Below are 18,865 nucleotides of genomic sequence, written 5' to 3'. Positions count from 1 at the left end.
GTCCGATGAGCTTCTTGGTGTAGTGCATAAGCGCAGCCTAAGAGTCCCGATGGAGTGCTCCGTGGGCCTGCTGCGGCTCCCCCGCCCCCTCCCGTGGCCCCCGGAGCACTCCATCGGGACTCTTAGGCTGCGCTTATGCACTACACCAAGAAGCTCATCGGACTGGCCGCCGTCGGCATCCTCGCGGTCGGCTGCGGCTCCGGGGATTCCACCGGTTCGACCGTCGACCCCGCCGCCGACACCAAGCCCGACACCGCGCAGGAGACGACGGCCGCCCCGCAGGCGGCGCCGCTGCCCGTCACCGTGGACGGACCGCAGAAGGACGTGCTCGACAGCGCCTCCGACGGGCAGCTCAAGGTCCTGCCCAAGCCGGACAACAGCGCCCCCTTCACCAAGAGGGTGGAGCACAAGCTCCAGGAGCAGGTCCTCGGCCGGGTCAAGGTGCCCGGCACGACCAGTGCCGAGTGCCCGGACGGGGTGACGCAGAAGGCCGGTGCCGTGAGCACCTGCAACGTCACCTACGAAGGCGCTGTCATCCCGTACGAGGTCAAGATCAGCGACTCGTACAAGGAAGGCAGCTTCATGACCTTCTACAACGCCAGACCTCTCAAGGGTCTGCTCGTCGCGAAGGTCGTCCACAACGAGCTGTTCAAGCGGTACGGCAGCCGCTCCGACGCGTCCAAGCTCGCCTGCGAGGAGTTCCCCGCCGCCACGGCCGTCGATTTCGACGCCGATTCCGGTCTGACCTGCCAGTACTGGAGCAAGTACGGCAACCAGGGCGACGGCGGGTACGAGACGCTGCGCGTCAAGGCCGGTACCTACGGCCCGAGCTTCGAACAGGTCCGCTGAGGCCGGTCCGTTCTACCAGCGCACCCCCAGCCTCCGCGGACTGCGGGATGTCGTTCCGGTACGCCAGAGCACCGTCTCCACGGGCTCGGTCAGGCGCAGGCCCGGGAAGCGGGCGGCCAGGCGGTGCAGGGCGATCTGGAGTTCCGTACGGGCCAGCCAGGCGCCCAGGCAGTAGTGGGCCCCGGCTCCGAAGGAGAGGGTGGGGGCCTCCAGCGGGGCGAACAGGTCCTCGCGCGTGTGGCGGGAGAAGATCTCCGGGTCCCGGTTGGCCATGCCGCAGTCCGCGAGCACGACCGCGCCGGCCGGGATCGTCACCCCGCCGACCTCGGTGTCCGTGGCGGCGCGACGTGCCGTACCCCGGTCGTCGCCCAGCGGGACGAGGTGGATGAGCCGGTCCGCCACCCGTCCGGCCGCCTCCTCGTCGGCGCCGATGCGGGGCCAGCTCTCGGGGCGCTCGCCGAGGAGGTAGAGCAGCGCGTTGCCCAGCATGGTCATCGTGCTGTCGTGGCCCCCGACGACGAGCCCGCACACCAGGCTCACCAACTGCGCCTCGGGGAGCCCGCCCTCCTCGTCGGCGGCCCGCACCAGGCTGCTGATCAGGTCGTCGGCGGGGGCGCGCCGCCGCTGAGTGAGGAGCTCCGCGCCGAACGCGCCGAACTCCTTCAGTACGGACTCCACCTCCTCCCCGGAGTGGGAGCCGTCCGAGAAGGCGTGCTCGCTCCAGTGGCGCATCCGGTCGCGCGCGGACTCGTCCAGGCCCATCAGCCGGCTGATCACCGCCACGGGGAGGGGGAGGGTGAACTCCTCCACCACGTCCGCCGGTTGCGGTCGGTCCTCCAGCCGGTCCAGGAGCTGTTCCACGATGGCGGCGATCCACGGCCGCCAGCGGGCGACGGCCCTCGGGGTGAAGGCGCGGCGCAGGGTGCGGCGCAGCCGCAGGTGGTCGGGGCCGTCCTGGTTGAACATCAGGTCGGGGTCGTTCACGAGGTCCGGTACGTCGGAGAGGGCGGGGGCGTCGTCGGCGTACAGCTGGGCCCGGCCGAAGCGCGGGTCGGAGAGCACCTGGCGGACGTCGGCGTACCGGCTGACCAGCCAGGCGGGGGCTCCGCCCGGCAGTTCGGCGCAACGGGGCGGGCCCGGTTCCTCGAAGCACAGGCGGTGCAGGGGGACCAGGGACGACGGGTCGGTGGTGGTCATCGTGCCTCCCGGGACAGGGCGTACGGGTGAGCAGGGCGGGGAACGACGGCAGTCCTCACAGCGCCACCAGGACCTTGCCCCGGTGGTCCGCCCGGTCGCGGTAGAGGCTCTCGTAGGCGGCGGGGATGGCGTCGAAGCCGTGGTGGAGGGTGTGGTCGCAGACGACCTCCCCGCGCCGGACCCGGCCGCCCAGCTCCGCGTGGAGGTCCTTCCAGTTCTGCTCGGTGAACCACTCCAGCGAGAAGATGCCCCGGACCGTCGCCCGCGGGAACATCAGGTAGGGCAGCAAGCGCGGGCCGGTGTCCTCGTTACCGACCTGGGTCGCCCACTGCCAGCACACCGCCACCTGGCTGCCGACGTTGAGCATGGGGAACACCACGTCGGTGACCGTGCCGCCGAGGTTGTCGAAGTAGCGGTCGACCCCGTCGGGGGCCGCCCGGGTCAACGCCTCGCGGACGGTGCCGGGGCTGTCGGTGTGCCGGTAGACGACGACCGCGTCGAAGCCGAGGCCGAGGAGGTACTCCGCCTTCCGCGGGGACGAGGTGGTCCCGACGACGCGGGCGCCGGCGAGCGCGGCGAGCTGGCCGACGAGTGTGCCGACCGCGCCGGAGGCCCCGCTGATGACGAACGTGTCCCCGGGCGCCACCGTCATGTACTTGGCGAGGGTGCCCCACGCCGTCATCCCCGGGCCGCCCATCACGCTCAGCGCGGTCGGGAGCGGCAGGGCGTCGTCGTACCACTGAGGATCCAGCCTGCGGTAGGCCGGGAAGACCATGGGGAACGTGCCGGTCTGCCAGAGCTCGGACTCCCCGGTGGAGACGACGTGGGACCGCCAGCCGCCGAAGCCCTGCACGAGGTCGCCGACGCCGTGGGCGGCGCGCGGCCCGGCCTGGACGACCTCCATGATCGAGTCGGCGCCCATATGGGCCCCGATCGGGGTGTCGAGGGCGATGCCCTGGAGGTAGGGGTCCACGGAGACGTACAGCGTGCGCAGGAGCATCTCGTCCGGGGCCAGGGTCACGTCGACGTTCTCGACGACCTTCTCGTAGACGCGGTCCACGTCGGGCACGCCCTCGACGTGCTCGCGGACCACCCATTTCGCGATCTTCATGTGCTCTTCCCTGTCGTCGGTACGGCGGTGGCACCTCGGTCGGCCGGCACGGGGATGACGCGGTGGGTCGGCGGGGGCGCGGTGAGGTCGACCGACGCGGTGAAGGGCTTGCCGTCGTCGCGGCAGATGAACTGCGTGACGTGGCGTCCGGCGGCGGCTGCCCGGATCAGCCCGCCGGTGGTGGCCCAGACCCCGGACTGGTAGAAGTTCGCCAGGCCCGGCAGCCCCGGCCCGTGCTTCCTGACCAGCTCTTCGAGGGTCTCGCCGCTCTCCACGAACGGCTGCCAGCCCAGCACCGTGCCGTCGTAGTTGCCGGTGTAGCGGACCTGGGTGAGCGGGCTGGAGACGTCGCGTACGACGATGGCGTCGCGCAGGCCCGGGAAGCGCTGCTCCAGGAAGTCCACGAGCGTCTCGCGTGCGCGCCTTTTGGCCGCGTAGTAGCCGCGGCCGTGGCGGACGGGCAGGGTGTGCAGTTCCTGGCCGCCGCGGGTGCGGGTGACCTGTTCGGGGCCTTCGTCCAGGGCCCGCCAGGGGGCGATGTCGCAGAAGTAGGTGGCGTAGACGACGGTGGTGCCGGCCGGCGAGAGTTCGGGGTAGTGGCGGTTGCGGAACTGGACGTTGATGCTGGCGTGGCGGATGCCGGTGAGCTTCGCCGCCGTGGCTTCGTCGAGTAGGTACGTCGTGCAGGGGTCCCCTTCCGGGAAGGGGCGGGCAAGACCCAGGAACAGGGTGAAGTAGCCGGGGAAGACCATGCCCGGTTCGTGGATGGTCCGGGTGTAGAGCTTGCGGTACTCCTCGCCCAGGTACTTGCCCTCCAGGAACTTCATGGCGGTGGTGTGGCCGTCGCAGGCCGAGACCACGATGTCGGCGCGCAGTTCGCTCCCGTCGCTGAGCCGGACGCCCACCGCACGGTCGTCCTCGACGATGACCGTCTCGACCTTCGTGTTGTACGAGACCTCCCCGCCGAGCCGGCGGTAGCGGGCCTCGATGGACCGGGCGAGGCCGAGGGAGCCGCCTTCGGGGACACCCGCGGAGAGGTTGGCGTGGGAGGCGAGCTGGAAGTGGAACGGAAGCACGGGGAAGTTCGGGTGCTTCTCGTACAGGATGAAGTTGAACGCCTCCCGCAGCAGCGGGTCCTTGAACTTCGCCGAGTAGTCGGCCATCAGGACGGTGATCGTGGTGCGGACGGCGTTGAAGTAGGGGAGGAACGAGGCGAGCATCCGCCAGCGCTCCACGCGGCCCATCAGCCCGACGGGTTTGAGGAACGGGTAGACGGCAAGGGCCTTGCGGAAGCTGCGCAGTCGGTCGCAGAACGTCCGTACGGTACGGGCGTCGGCCGGCGAGATCCCGATGAGATGGGCTTCCAGCCGGTCCGGGTCGGAGTAGAAGTGGACGGCCCGCCCGTCCTGTCCGCGCACGATGTTGAACACGTCGAAGTGGCGGATCTCCTTGCCCTGCAACGCGCCCAGCTCCAGCCAGATCTGGTGCATCTCGTTGCCGGGGCCGCTGCCGAGGAGCCAGCTGACGCAGGCGTCCAGGGTGAAGCCGCCGCGCTCCCAGGCGGTGCAGCAGCCGCCGGGCAGTTCGTGCATCTCCAGGATGTGGGTGCGGTAGCCGTTCATGCGGGCGTAGCAGCCGGTGGAGAGGCCGCCGAGGCCGCCCCCGACGATGATCATCGACTCGCGGGGCCGGCGGGTCCTGTGGGTCGCGGACGTGGTCATGAACTGGTGTCCTCCCGTGCTGACCACCGGTCGAGCTGGGGCAGCCGGCCCAGCTTCCCGGTGTGCCACGGTTCGGTGGCCTCGCTCTCCCACGCCCGGAATTGCAGGCCGAGTTCGCGGCAGAGGTACTGCGTCGCGAAACGGCCGGTGGAGGCGGCGCGGATCAGGCCGCCCATACCGACCCACTGCCCGGCCATGGAGAAGCCGGTGAGGCCGGCCAGCCGCATCCGGTCCCGCCCGACCAGGCGGGCGGACACGTCATCCGCGTCGGAGAAGGCCTTCCAGGCGAGGATGGAGCCGTTGTGGTTGCCGGTGTACCGGTGGGTGGTGGCGGGTGAGGCGACGTCGACGAGGTCGATGCGGTCGGTGATGCCCGGGGAGCGGCGCTCCAGGAAGGTGCGGACGAAGCCGGCGACCTCGTGCTTGCGTTGCCGGTACTCCTTGCGGTCCCTGGTGCGCAGCTCCTTCCAGTAGGCGTAGTCGCTGAAGTAGGTGCAGTGCAGGACGGAGCGGCCGGGGGGCGCGAAGCCGTCGGAGTACCGGGAGCGCGCCTGGACGACCAGGCTGTTCTGGAGGGCGCCGGGAAGCTGTTTCCCGTCCTCGCCGGTCAGGAGGTGGGTGGTGCTGTGGGCCTCGCCGGGGTCGAAGTCGCCGCGCAGGCCGACGAAGGCGGAGACGACCGCGGGGAAGAGGGTGCCGGGGCGTTGGAGGAGGTCGGTGTAGAGCTTGTCGATCCCGGGTCCGGTGTACCGGCCGCCGAGCAGCTCGTGGACGGTGGTGCGGCCGTCGGCGGCGGAGACGATGTGCTCGGCGAAGTAGCGTCTGCCGTTGCGGAGTTCGACGCCGATCGCCCGGTCGTCCTCGACCAGGATCTTCTCCGTACGGGCCCGGTAGGTGACGTGTCCGCCCAGGCCCAGATAGCGCTCCTCGATCGAGCGCGAGAGTCCGAGTGAACCTCCTTGCGGGAAACCTGCGTTGAGGTGGTACGCCGCCGCCATGTTGAACAGGTACGGCAGGAGGGGGAAGCCCTCCGGGTCCTGGAAGAAGATGTTGCGGAAGGCCCGGCGCAGCAGCGGGTCCTGGAACCGGTCGGCGAAGACGTGCATCGGGGTGGCGGCCGTCCGCCAGAAGAGGCGGAAGGCCGGCAGTACCGTGCGCAGGGTGGCCGCCCGCTCCCGTACGGTCCGCAGGGCGGGTGCCGTCAGGAACGGGTAGAGGTCGATGGCGATGAACCGCTTCAGGTCTCGGGTGAAGGCCCGGATCTGGGGTGCGTCGGCCGGTGAGATGGCCAGCAGGTGGGCCTCCAGGCGGTCCGGGTCGTTGTAGAAGGTGACCGAACGGCCGCTCGCGTCCTCGACCTTGTTGAACAGCTCGAAGTTGGTGACGGTCTTGCCGTCCAGGGCGCCCAGCTCCCGCCACACCCGGTGGGCGTCGTTGCCGGGTGCGGTGCCGATCAGCCACTCGATGCAGTAGTCGAAGAGGTAGCCGTCCCGCGACCAGGCCGTGCAGCAGCCTCCGGGCAGTACGTGCTTCTCGAAGATCCGGGTCCTGGCGCCGCTCATCTGGGTGTAGCAGCCGGTGGAGAGGCCGGCCACGCCCGCGCCGATGACGATGACACGGGGTGGTGTGCCGGGGGTGCGCTCGCGGCTGCTCCAGTCGTCGGGCCCGTTCCGGGGGGTGCTCACGTCATCCGCCATGGGCCGCGTCTCCCGTCAGTACGGTGCGGACCAGAGCGGCGTTGCGGGTGAGGTGCTTGGGGTCGAGCATGTCGGCGTGGACGCCCGAGCCACGCAGCACGACGGTGGTTCCGGTGGAGCTGCCGTGCCAGGTGCCGTGCTCGCCGGCCGCGTACAGGGCGGTCTTCTCCTCGTCGGTGATCACGCTGACCGGCGCGGTCACCGTTCCGGTGTTGGGGGTGCGGCCGCAGAAGGTGAGGTACTCCGCGGCGTGCGCGAGCGTCTCGCGGGCGACGGCTTCCGAGCCGGTGTGTTTGCGCAGGTGGTCGGCGAGTTCGGCCTCGAAGACGCGAATCCCCTCGTCCCCCGGCACGTAACGCTCCGTGATGCGGCGGGAGTCGAGGATGACCACATGGCCCACTCGCCGTCCCCGCCGCTCCAGCTCCTTCGCGGTCTCGAAGGCGAGGTTGCCGCCGAGCGAGTAACCGAGGAGCAGGCAGGCGCCTTCGGGCCGGGCTGCTTCGACGAGGTCGGCGTAGCGGGCGACCTTGTCGTCACCGAGGAGGTAGTTGAAGCCGATGACGGCGTACTCCGGGAGCTGGGCGGCGAGGCCGCGGTAGACGAGTCCGTGGCCGCCGGCGGGCGGGAAGCAGAAGAGGTGCGGGGACTGACCGGAGTTGAAGGTCAGATACGGCAGTTCGTCGGCACTGGTGCTGTGCAGGACCTCCTCCACGGTGGCGGCCATGCCGTGGAGGGTGGTGACCTGGTAGAGGCGGCTGACGGGGACGCTCACGCCGAACTCGGTGCGCAGGTGGTGGAGAAGCTCGATGAGCTTGATGGAGGAGCCGCCGGCCTCGAAGAAGTCGTCCTCCAGTCCCACCTGCTCGAGCCCCAGCAACGCCTTCCAGTGCCGGGCCACGCCGGTCTCGTAGAGCGTCACCGGCTCCTCGTGGGGGCGCTCGCCGGTCTCGGCCCGGGGTGGGGGCAGAGCGGCGGTGTCGATCTTGCCGGTGGCGGTGAGCGGGAGGGCGGGCAGCTCGACGAAGTACGACGGGATCATGTACGAGGGGAGCGAGCCGGCCAGGTGGCGGCGCAGGGCCCGCCGGTCGAGCGCGGTACCGGGTGTCGCCGGTACGCAGTAGGCGCAGAGTGCGGCCTCTCCCCCGGTGTCCGTGGTGACGGTGACGACGGCGCGGGCGAGCGGAGGCCACCGGGCGAGGTGGGCCTCGATCTCGCCGGTCTCGATGCGGTGGCCGCGCAGTTTGACCTGGCCGTCGGTGCGGCCGAGCAGGTGGACGCGGCCGTGGGCGTCCCAGCGGGCGATGTCGCCGGTGCGGTAGAGCCGTTCGGGGCGGGCGCCCGGCCGTTTGCCGAGCGTACGGGTGACGAAGCGGTCCGCCGTCTGCTCGGGGTCTCCGGCATAGCCGAGCGCGACGCCGTCGCCGCCGATCCAGAGCTCGCCCGGGACGCCGGGCGGGACGGGTTCGCCGTGGGCGTCCAGGACATGGAGGGTGCTGTGGGGCAGGGGGCGGCCGATCGGCACCATGAGACCCGGTTCGAGGTCGTCGACGGGCCCCTCGAAGAAGGCGCTGTCGATGGTCGCCTCGGTGAGGCCGTAGGAGTTGATGAGCCGCGTCGCCGGACCGCACAGCTCGCTCAGCCGCTGGTACTCCGCCACCTTCCAGGCGTCCGAGCCGACCACCAGCAGCCGCAGGAAGTCCAGCCGGAGCCGCTCCCGCAGGCAGTGGTCCATCAACCCCCGCACCACGACCGGGACGAACTCAGCGCAGTCGACGCGCTCCTGACGCATCGTCCGGTACAGGCGCGCGGTGTCGAAGAGCAGGTCGCGGTCGGCCAGGACGAGGCTGCCGCCCGAGCAGAGGGCGCGGACCAGGTCCCCGGTGAACACGTCGAACGACGGCTCGGCCATCTGGAGGTGCACCCGGACGTCCGTCTCCAGCCGGTACTCCTGGCGCCATGCCCCGTACGCGGAGGCGAGGTTGCGGTGGCTGACGCGGACGGCCTTGGGGCGGCCGGTGGAGCCCGAGGTGGTGATGACGTACGCGGTCGAGTCCGGGGCCGTTTTCTGCCGGGGGCCGCCCGGGTGCGGCTCGGTCGCGTGCAGGGAGTCGAGGGTCAGGGTGATGACCGGCAGCGCGGCCGTTCCCTCGCGTGCGGGCTCGCCGGAGACGATGACGACGCCCGCTCCGGTGGCCCGGACGAGGTGCGCGACGCGGTCGGCGGGCTGGTCGGGCCTCAGGGGCAGGTAGGCGCCGCCGGCCTTGAGCACGGCGAGCAGGGTGACGATCAGCTCCGGCGACTTGTCCAGGCGGACGACGACCACCGAGCCGGCGGTGACGCCCAGGGCGCGCAGCCGTGCGGCCACGTCGGCGGCCCGCCGTTCCAGCTCCCCGTAGGTCAGCCGACGGGCGCCGCCGCCCGGAAGGGGCATGGTGACGGCGACGGCCGCGGGGTGTTCGGCGGCGACGCGGGCGATCAGGTCGTGCACCGGGGCGAACGGCGTTTCCTGGTCCGTGGCGGCCGGGGGCAGGGCGGGCCGGCTCCACTCCCCCACCAGTTGTTCCCGTTCCCGGTCGTCGAGCATCTCCAGGCGAGAGACGGGACGTTCGCCGGGGGCCCGGGTCATGCGGTCGAGCAGAGCGGTGTAGTGGGCGGCCATGCGGCGCATGGTCTGCGGGAGGAAGAGGTCGGTGTTGTACTTGAGGACGCAGTGGAAGCGGTGTTCCGCCTCGTCCTCGTACGCGGAGAGCGTGATGTCGAACTGGCCCTCCTCTTCGGGCAGTTCGATGTACTCCAGCCGGTAGCCGTACCGCTCGGTGGCGACCTTGTGGGTGAGGAGGATGAACATCGCCTGGAAGACGGCCGAGCGGCTGGGGTCGTGCTGGAGGCCCAGCTCGTCGACGAGCAGGACGAACGGGTACTCCTGGTTGTCCAGGCCGCCCAGGACCGTCCGGCGGACCTGTTCCAGCAGCTCGGCGACGGTCGGGTCGCCGGTGAGGTCGGCGTGGAGCGGGAGCGGGTTGACGAAGTAGCCGTAGACGGAGGCGAAGTCCTGCCGCGTCCGGCCCGTCACCGGGGAGCCGACGACGATGTGGTCCTGGCCCGAGTAGCGGTGGAGCAGCAGGTAGTAGGCGCTCAGCAGCACCATGAACGGCGTGACGTTGTGGGCACGGGCCAGGGCGTGGACGCGGGCGCTGAGTCCGGCGTCGAGCACGAAGAACTCGGAGGCCCCGTTGTGTGTCTGGACCGCCGGCCGCGGCTTGTCGACGGGGAGGTCGAGAAGGGGGACCTCGGCGGGGAGGTGAGAGCGCCAGTAGTCGAGCATCCCGGCGGCCTGGCGTCCGGCGAGGAAGGTGTTCTGCTGGTTGAGGAAGTCGAGGTAGCGGGCTGCCACGGGCGGCAGTCGGGGTTCGAGGCCCTGCCGCAGGGCCTCGTAGACCTGGAAGAGTTCCTCGATGAAGGTGAACGTGGAGACGGCGTCCGAGACGATGTGGTGGACGGCCTTCATGATGACCCAGCGGTCGTGTCCGCGCTTGAACAGGCGGAAGCGGACCAGCGGGTCGTGGGCGAGGTCGTAGGGCTTGCGGTACTCCGCGACGATGGTGGCGTGGATGGTCTCCCAGTCCTCGCCCTGGACGTCGAAGAGGGCGAGGTCGGGTTCGGCGTCCTCGGAGACCCGCTGCACGGCCTGCCCGTCCTCCAGCAGGAAGTTGGTGCGCAGGGCCGGGTGGCGGGCGATGAGGTGGCGGACGGCCTCGAACATCAGGTCCGGTTCGAGGGCGACGTTCACCTCGACGGCTCCGCCGATGTTGTAGGCGTACCCGTCGGGGTTGAGGTGCTTCAGGAACCAGAGCGCCTTCTGGTTCTGGGTCAGCGGGTAGCTCGAGGCGTCGTCGTGGAGTTCGACGGTCCGGCCGGTGGTGCCGGTGCCGTCGGCCGCGGCGAGTTCCGTCAGGCCGTCGTGGAGCTGTGCGGCCAGTTCTCCTGCCGGGGCCCCGCTGAGCAGGGCGACCACAGGGAGGGCGACACCGAGTTCGGCGTGGACGCGGGCGCGCAGCTCCATGGCCAGCAGGGAGTCGAGCCCCAGTTGGCCGAGGCCTCCGGCGGGGTCGATGCGGTCCGTGCCGGTGCGCAGGACGGCGGCGCAGAGGGCGGCGAAGCGCGTCGCGACCAGGGAGCGGCGGGTCTCCTCGCCGGCGGCGCGGAAGGTGTCGAGGAAGCCGTTGCCCTGGGTGGCGGCCGGGGGCGGGGCGGCCGCCGCGGCCAGGGCGGCGACGAGTGGGGGCGGGGAGGGGTACCAGGCCAGGAACGTCGGCCAGTTCACGACGGTGGCGACGACCAGTTGCGCGTGCTCCTGGCCGATGACGCGCTCCAGGACGGCCATGCCGGCGTCGGGGGCCAGGGAGCTCATTCCGCGGCTGTGCAGGTAGTGGTCGACCAGGCCGAGCTCCTCGATCATGCCGGTGGCCCAGGGGCCCCAGTCGAGGCTGAGCGCGGGCAGCCCCTGGGCCCGGCGGTGGTGGGCCAGGGCGTCCAGGAAGGCGTTGCCCGCCGCGTAGTTGGCCTGTCCAGCCGTGGTGAGCAGGGAGGCGATGGAGGCGAAGAGGACGAAGTGGTCGAGGGGTTCGTCCCGCAGGTGCCGGTGCAGGAGGTAGGCACCGACGGTCTTGGGCTCGTGGACGGCGTCGAAGGCGGGCCGGTCGAGGTCGGTGACCAGGGTGTCCCGGACCTGTCCCGCGAGATGGAACACCCCGCGCACGGGAGGGGATCCGGCGCGCCGGTAGGCGTCCAGCCAGCCGGTCAGGGCGCCCTCGTCGGTGATGTCGAGGGGGGCCAGGACGGCCTGGGCGCCGAGCGTCTCCAGCTCGCGGAGCAGGCCCACTGCCCGGCCTTCGGCGGTGGAGGGGTCGGTGGAGCCCCACTTCTCGCGGGCGGGTACCGGCGTACGCCCCACCAGGATGAGCCTGCGGGCCCCCCGCCGGACGAGGGTGCGGCACAGCAGCCGGCCGAGCGCTCCGAAGGCGCCGGTCACCAGGTAGCTCCCGTCGGCCCTCAGCCGCAGCGGCAGCGGCCGGGTCAGCCCCTCGGCCGGGCGGAGGCGGCTGGTACGGCGTACACCGTCGCGCAGGGCGATCTCCTCCTCGTCGTCGGCCAGAGCCTCGCGCAGGAGCGCCTCCGCCTCGGCGAGGGCGCCCTCCGGGCCGGGCCGCCGCTCGGGGTCGAGGTCGATCAACTTGCCGGGATGGTCGCTGAGTTCCTGGTGGCGCAGGACTCGGCCGACGCCCCAGGCGGGGGCCCCGAGCGGTTCGACGGGCTCGCCGGGCAGGACGGGCTGGGCCCCCCGGGTGACGATGTGCAGCCGGCCGTCTCCGCCCCGGGCGAGGAGGGTGCGGGCCAGGGCGATGAGTGAGTACGAGCCCGGCCCGGCGTGGTCGCGGACGGCCTGCCGGTCGCAGGCGGCGAGGGAGGGCCGGTCGAGGTTCCACAGGTGCAGGACGGCCCCGCGGAACGGCTCGCCGTCCCGGTCCAGCTCGGCGAAGAGGCGCTCCAGGTCGGCGGCGGACCCGGGGTCCACGGTGAAGGAGCCGTCCGGGCCCGCTCCGGCGTACGCCTCGCCGCGGCGCGCCAGGTGGCAGCGTTCGCCGCGGGCGGCGGCGAGCGTGGCGAAGGCGTCGGCGATGCCCTGGGTGTCGGCGAGGACCAGCCAACCGTGGTCCCGGACCGTTATGGCGGCGGGCGCGAGCGGGTCCTCCTCCCCCGGCTCCGGGCACTCCGTCCAGACCGTCTCCGCGAGCCAGGAGTCGATCGTGGTCCGGGCGACGGTGGTAGCGGCCTTCTCCACGTCGGCGGCGCGGAACCCCTCGATCCGGCCCAGTGGCGTGCCGTCGTCGGCGTACAGGGTGATGTCCCCGAGCGTCGTGTCCGCGTCCGCCGGGCGCACCGTGGCGTGCACCCAGAGCGGTTGGTCGCCGATGGGGCCGAGAGCGACCTCGTCCAGCGACAGCGGCAGCCTGATGCCGGCCCCCGGTGACGGGTCCTGGAGGAGCTGCGGGGTCAGCAGCGCCTGGAAGCAGGCGTCGAGGAGGACCGGGTGGAGGTGGTGGCCGGCGGCGTCGACCGCCTCGGGCGGGCGGATCCGGGCGAGGACCTCCCCGGCGCCGGTCCACACCTCCTCGATGGCCCGGAAGGCGGGGCCGTAGTGGTAGCCGAGCCCGGCCAGCGCGGCATAGCAGTCGGGGCCGTCGAGACGGCGGACCGTACGGGCCCGGACCGCGGCGGCGTCGAGAGGCGCGCCGGTCCTGCGGCGCTGGCCGGTGCGGACGATCCCGCTCGCGTGGACGGTCCGCTCCCCGCCGTCCCCGGTGGCGGGCGAGGCGATCGTGAAGGCGGCGTCCTCCAGCGAGAGCGACACCTCCACGGTCCGGTCCTCGCCGTCCGGGAGGAAGAGTGCCTTGCGCAGGTCGATGTCCGCGAGGACGGCCGTGGTGGAGCCGGTGAGCCGCAGGGCGGCCTGGGTCGCCATCTCGATGTAGCCGGCGGCGGGGAACACCACCGTGTCCTGGATGCGGTGGTCGGCCAGGTAGGGCAGGGACTCGGTGTCCAGGCGGGCCAGCCAGGACGGTTCGGTGCGGTCGGTGCGGCGGCCCAGGAGCGGGTGGTCGATGTGGCCCAGGCGGACCTGCGCGACGGCCCGGGGCTCGGTCCAGTGCCGGTCACGGCGGAAGGGGTGAGGGGGCAGGGTGACCGGCCGGCCCGAGGGCTGGAGGACGTCCCAGTCGATGTCGGCGCCCAGGTTGTGGAGGGAGGCGAGGGAGAGCGCGATCCGCTCGCTCTCGTCCTCCTGGCGGCGGATCGAGGGCAGCGTCAGCCCGGGCGCCCCGGTGGCCTCCAGGCACTCGCGGATGGCGTGGCCGAGGACCGGGTGGGGGCCGATCTCCAGGAACACCTGGTGCCCGTCGACTGCGAGGCGGTCGACGGCGGCCCGGAACCGTACCCGGTCGCGTACGTTCTTCCACCAGTAGGCGGCGTCCAGCTCGGATCCCCGGGCGGTTCCCTCGGAGCCCGTGAGGTGGAGCGGAAGGCGGGCCGGGCGCGGCTCCAAGGGGGCCAGCGCCGTGAGCAGTTCGTCCTTGATCCGCTCCATGCCGACGCTGTGGTAAGGCACTTGTACGGTGAGGAACTTGGCGAACAGCCGCTCGGACCGCAACTCCTCGGCCAGCAGGCCCAAGGCCTTCTTCTCCCCTGCCAGCGTGATGGAGGCGGGGCTGTTGACGGCGGCGATGGAGACCCGGTCCCGGTAGGGGCGCACCCGGCGTTCCGCCTCGTCCTCCGTCAGGCTCACAGCGAGCATGGTGCCGGTTCCGGCGAGGGTCTGCTGGAGGCGGCTGCGGTGCGCCGCGATCCGGGCCGCGTCCCGGAGGGAGTAGACGCCCGCCTCGTAGAAGGCGGCGATCTCCCCGGTGCTGTGTCCGACGACGGCGTCCGGGCGCACGCCGTACGACCTCCACAGGGCCGCGAGGCCGACCTGGAGGGCGAAGTTCGCGGGCTGCGCGAGCCAGGTCTCGCCCATGCGTGAGGCGGACTCAGCGGCGGACAGCTCCTCGATCAGGGACCAGTCGGCGAACTCCCGCAGGGCCCGGTCGCACCGGGTGACCGCCTCACGGAACACCGGCTCCTCACGGAGGAGTTGGCGGCCCATCCCCCACCACTGGGGCCCCATGCCGGTGAATACCCAGACCAGGCTCCGCGCTTCGGCCTCCCGCGCGCGGTCCTGCACGACCCGGGGGTGGGCCTCGCCCCGCTGGTGGGCGGCGAGCGCCTCGTCGAGGGAAGCGCGGGAGGTGTAGACGACGGAGAGCCGGTGCGGGAGATGCTGGCGGCGGTGAGCCAGGGTGTGGCCGAGGTCGGGCAGGGCCACGGCCGGGCCGTTGTCGCCGGCCAGTTCGCCGCGGATCCCGGCCGCCAGCTCCGGCAGAGCGTCCGGGTGCCGGGCGCTCAACGGCAAGATGCTGCAAGCCTGTTCGGCGGGGGAAGCGGCCGCTTGGGCGGGCGGCGGGGCTTCCTCCAGGACGACGTGGGCGTTGGTGCCGCCGAATCCGAACGAGTTCACGCCGGCCCGGGCGGGGCCGTCGTGTTCGGGCCAGGGGGTCGGCCGGGTGGGGATCTCGTACGGCAGCGAGGCCTGGTCGATGGCGGGGTTGAGGCGCTCCAGGTTGATGTGGGGCGGGATGTGCCGGTGCTTGAGGCTGAGGACGGTCTTGATCAGTCCGGCGATCCCGGCGGCGGCCTCGGTGTGCCCGATGTTGGTCTTCACGGAGCCGACGTACGCGCCGGCGCCCGGCTTACGTCCGATGGCCAGGGCGCGGGCCAGGGCTCCCGCCTCGATCGGGTCGCCGACCGGGGTGGAGGTGCCGTGCGCCTCCATGTACTGGAGATCGCCGGGGGCGATGCCCGCCTCGGCGCAGACGCGGCGGATGAGTGAGACCTGGGCGTCGGGGTTGGGCACGGTGATGCCGTTGGTGTGGCCGTCCTGGTTGACCCCGCTGCCGAGGATGACCGCGTGGATGCGGTCCCCGTCGCGGACGGCGTCCTCCAGCCGCTTCAGCGCGACCAGGCCGACGCCCTCGGCCCGTACGTAGCCGTCGGCCGCGGCGTCGAACGTACGGGAGCGGCCCTCGGGCGACAGGAAGCCGCCCTTCGTCTCGGCGATCGTGTACTGCGGGGCCAGGTTCAGCAGGGTGCCGCCCGCGAGGGCGAGATCGGTCTCCCCCCTGCCCAGGGCCTGGCAGGCGAGGTGGACCGCGACCAGGGAGGAGCTGCACGCGGTGTCGATGGAGAGGCTGGGCCCGCGGAAGTCGAAGCAGTACGAGATCCGGTTCGACACCATCGTCATCATGGTGCCGGTCGCGGTGTGCGCGGCCAGCGAGGTGAAGCCCAGGTCGGCGAACTGGAGGATCTTGTAGTCCAGGGTGAACGCGCCCACGTAGACGGCGACGTTCTCGCCGGCCAGGTCGACGGGGCGCTGGCCGCCGTCCTCCAGCGTCTCCCAGGCCACCTCCAGCAGTTTTCGCTGCTGGGGGTCCATATGGTCGGCCTCGCGGGGGCTGATGCCGAAGAACGCGGGGTCGAACTCGTCGAATCCGTCGATGTATCCGCCGCGGCCGCCGACGAGGCGCCCGGGTTTGTCGCGGAACCGGCTGCCGAGTGTGGTGATGTCGTACCGGTCGGACGGGGTGGGCGTGATGCAGTCCCTGCCCGCCATCAGGTTCCGCCAGAAGGACCGGTGGTCCGAGGCGCCGCCGGGGAGGCGGCAGCCCATGCCGATGATCGCCACCTTGTGACGTAACGCGTGGGTGCGCGCGTCGTTCGCGTCGGCCATGTCGAGCTCCTCAAGTCATCCTGGTTCGGCGGACGATGGCTGGGGTGAGGCGAGGTGAGGTGGGGCGAGGTGCGGTGCGGTGCGGTGCGGTCAGCCGGGCCCCGGCCCGGGGCCCGGCCGTCGCCGCCAGGGGTGCAGGAAGGCGGCGAGGATCTCTCCGGTGCCGGGGAAGGAGGCCGGGTCGTGGAGGCCGACGGCGGCGGGTTCACGGCCGGGGCGCCAGGTGAAGCTGCCGAAGAGGTGGTCCCAGCACGAGAGGTCGGAGCCGTAGTGGCCGGCTTCGGACAGGTCGGTGCTGTGGTGCAGGCGGTGTTGTTCGGGGCTGGCCAGCAGATGGTTGAACCGGCCGATGCGGACATCGATGTTGGCGTGGACGAAATAGCCCTGGGCGACGACGAAGAGCCCCGTCACCAGCACGGCCGAGCGGGAGAATCCGGCCAGGGCGAGGGTCAACTGGACGAGGCTCTGGGCGAGCACGATGTCCAGCACATGGTTGACGCCGTTGTTGGCGACATTGACCTTCTGCGGTACGTGGTGCACCCCGTGCAGGCGCCACAGGAGGACGCTGGTGTGGCCCAGCCGGTGCGCCAGGTAGCTGACGAGCGATCCGGCCAGCAGGGCGCCCGGTATCTCGGCCCAGAGGTGGTGGCCCCGCTCGTCGGCCGAGATCCACCCGACCGCGACCGTGACGAGAAGCTGCGCCAGTCCGCTTCCGGCCATGGTGAGCAGAAAATAGATGCCGTACCAGCGCCACTCGTCCTTTCCGGGATGCCAGGTCCGGTCGTAGGGAATCAGCCGTTCGAGAACGGCCAGATACGTGAGGGTCCCCACGAGGAAAAGCGGGCTCACGATGGCCGGGTCCCAGCGCAGAACCAATGCGGACGCGCCGACAAGGACGACGGCCAGCAAGAGGAACGGATAGGCGGTCGCACGGAGGACGGAATCCGGGGGGATTCCGACCGCCCTTTTCCCGATTTCCGAATAACCAACCGAATCGATCTGGCCATCGACGGAATCGGTCTTGCCATCGGCGGACCGTTCGCACTCGTCCATCCGTGACCCTCCACAGGAGATGTGATTCAGGAGAGAACATCGCATCGAGGCAGTTCAGGGGCGCCCAAGGGGTTGGTGGGCACCCCGGGGCGTGAGCAGCCGCTCATCTACCGATCGATTCCGGACACCTGGATCCGCCGCAACGGACCGTGGCGTGAACCGATGCCCCCCAGCTCCATCGGCCCAGATCATTCATTTCCGATTCCCGCCGCTTTAACCGCCACCTCGTCACCGAATTGCCGACCCCTTCACGGGCGTTCGTCACGCATCACCCGTGACGACCCTTTCCGAGACGGGGAGATGCAGAAAATCCTTCACGGCGCCTGAGTGAGTCAATTTGTATGAGAAATTTCCTCATAGGAACATCCCTGTGCCGTGTGACGGGCGCATGAAAGCGCGCCGCGACGTGCGTGCCTACGCGGCGGCGCATTCCCGGCCGTGGGCTGTGCGCCCGCGCACCGGTCGGCGCGAGGCGTCCTTTCACGGGTGGGGACACCCTGCGATGATCGGCGCCGAACCGCGCACCCGCCCCGGGGCGGAGCCGCGGCGACGGACTGTCGGCGCACCACGACCGTGACCCGGTCCGAGCGCCCCGAGCGAGGGAGTCTCCTTGAGTTACGACGTCAGCACATTGCGCGCGCAGTTCCCCGCCCTCCGGGCCGGCACCGCGCACTTCGACGGGCCTGGCGGCACCCAGACCCCGGCGCCCGTCATCGCGGCCTTCGCCGAGGCGCTGAGCCGGCCGCTGTCGATCCGGGGTACCACCCTGCCCGGGGAGATACACGCGGAGACGATCGTCGGCGACTTCAGACAGGCGCTCGCGGATCTGCTGGGCGCGGACCCGCGCGGGATCGTCCACGGACGGAGCTCGACCCAGCTCACGTACGACATCTCCCGCATCCTGTCGCGGAGTTGGGCTCCGGGGGACGAGGTGGTGGTCAGCCGACTGGACCACGACGCCAACATCCGCCCCTGGGTGCAGGCGGCCGAGCGGGCCGGTGCCGTGGTGCGGTGGGCGGAGTTCGACCCGGCCACCGGTGAGCTGCCCACGGAGGCCGTCGGCGCGCTGCTGACCGAGCGGACCCGGCTGGTCGCGGTGACCGGGGCCTCCAACCTGATCGGCACCCGGCCCGATGTCGCCGCGATAGGGGAGCTGGTCCACCAGGCCGGTGCGCTGTTCCACGTCGACGGAGTGCACCTCACGGCGCACGACTTCGTGGATGTGGAGCGGCTCGGCGCCGACTTCTTCGTCTGTTCGCCGTACAAGTTCTTCGGCCCCCACCACGGCGTGCTCGCCGCCCGCCCGGAGCTGCTGGAGACCCTGCGGCCCGACAAGCTGGTGCCGTCCAGCGACGCCGTGCCCGAGCGCTTCGAGCTCGGCACCCTCCCGTACGAGGTGCTGGCGGCCACCCGCGCCGCGGTCGACTTCATCGCGGATTTGGGTGCCCACGGCGCGGCGGACGGGCGGCGGGACCGGCTGCGGTCGGCCTACGCGGCGATCGGCGCCCACGAGAGCGCCCTGCTGGAGGTGGCCGAGAAGGCGCTGGGCGAGCTGGGCGGGGTGACGGTGCGCTCCCGGGCGGCCGACCGGACGCCCACGCTGCTGCTCACCTTCGAGAACCGGGACGCCTCGGACGCGTACCACTTCCTCGCCCGCTCCGGCGTCCACGCCCCGGCGGGTTCCTTCTACGCCCTGGAGGCCTCCCGCCACCTGGGCCTCGGCGACGACGGCGGCCTGCGCGTGGGGCTGTCCCCGTACAACGACACGGACGACGTCGAGCGCCTGCTGACAGGGCTGGGGGAGTTCCTGCGCTGAGGGGCGGGCGGGCCGAGGAGGAGCGCCGGCAGCCGCCGGAGG

General features: G+C 71.6%; 8 protein-coding genes. 2 read left to right on the top strand and 6 right to left on the bottom strand.

Annotated features, from left to right (window positions below):
* The first annotated feature begins 135 nt into the window (after positions 1-135).
* Positions 136-849, top strand: a complete 714-nt coding sequence (locus ABZ154_RS23510; protein ID WP_356835619.1) for a hypothetical protein — start codon at positions 136-138, stop codon at positions 847-849.
* 12 nt (positions 850-861) lie between these two features.
* Here the strand turns inward: ABZ154_RS23510 and ABZ154_RS23505 are convergent, their stop codons facing one another.
* The 6 genes from ABZ154_RS23505 to ABZ154_RS23480 all read right to left on the bottom strand — a co-directional run bounded on the left by ABZ154_RS23505 (position 862) and on the right by ABZ154_RS23480 (position 17,007).
* On the bottom strand, positions 862-2,046 hold the full coding sequence (locus ABZ154_RS23505; RefSeq protein WP_356835617.1) for a cytochrome P450: 1,185 nt from the start codon (positions 2,044-2,046) through the stop codon (positions 862-864).
* A 55-nt stretch (positions 2,047-2,101) separates the two neighbouring features.
* Positions 2,102-3,157: an NADP-dependent oxidoreductase gene (locus ABZ154_RS23500; protein WP_356835615.1), complete on the bottom strand. Its 1,056-nt coding sequence runs from the start codon at positions 3,155-3,157 to the stop codon at positions 2,102-2,104.
* A complete protein-coding gene (locus tag ABZ154_RS23495; protein WP_356835613.1) occupies positions 3,154-4,878 on the bottom strand; it encodes an NAD(P)/FAD-dependent oxidoreductase in 1,725 nt (574 codons plus the stop codon). The genes ABZ154_RS23500 and ABZ154_RS23495 overlap by 4 nt, the downstream gene beginning before the upstream one ends.
* The gene (locus ABZ154_RS23490; RefSeq protein WP_356835611.1) at positions 4,875-6,575 is read right to left on the bottom strand and encodes an NAD(P)/FAD-dependent oxidoreductase; all 1,701 of its coding nucleotides are present in this window, start codon (positions 6,573-6,575) and stop codon (positions 4,875-4,877) included. The genes ABZ154_RS23495 and ABZ154_RS23490 overlap by 4 nt, the downstream gene beginning before the upstream one ends.
* On the bottom strand, positions 6,565-15,954 hold the full coding sequence (locus ABZ154_RS23485; RefSeq protein WP_356835609.1) for an amino acid adenylation domain-containing protein: 9,390 nt from the start codon (positions 15,952-15,954) through the stop codon (positions 6,565-6,567). Before ABZ154_RS23485 ends, ABZ154_RS23490 begins: the two co-directional genes overlap by 11 nt.
* Before the next feature lie 90 nt (positions 15,955-16,044).
* The gene (locus ABZ154_RS23480; protein ID WP_356835607.1) at positions 16,045-17,007 is read right to left on the bottom strand and encodes a sterol desaturase family protein; all 963 of its coding nucleotides are present in this window, start codon (positions 17,005-17,007) and stop codon (positions 16,045-16,047) included.
* A 610-nt stretch (positions 17,008-17,617) separates the two neighbouring features.
* On the opposite strand from ABZ154_RS23480, the gene ABZ154_RS23475 reads away from it, so the two are divergent.
* Complete coding sequence (locus ABZ154_RS23475; RefSeq protein WP_356835605.1) at positions 17,618-18,823, top strand: cysteine desulfurase-like protein; 1,206 nt, start codon at positions 17,618-17,620, stop codon at positions 18,821-18,823.
* Positions 18,824-18,865 lie beyond the last annotated feature (42 nt).

It is taken from the genome of Streptomyces sp. NPDC006261 (assembly GCF_040613515.1).
Taxonomy (GTDB): Bacteria; Actinomycetota; Actinomycetes; order Streptomycetales; family Streptomycetaceae; genus Streptomyces.
The sequence above is the reverse complement of the archived record's forward strand: the minus strand, read 5'-3'. Positions and strand labels throughout refer to the sequence as shown.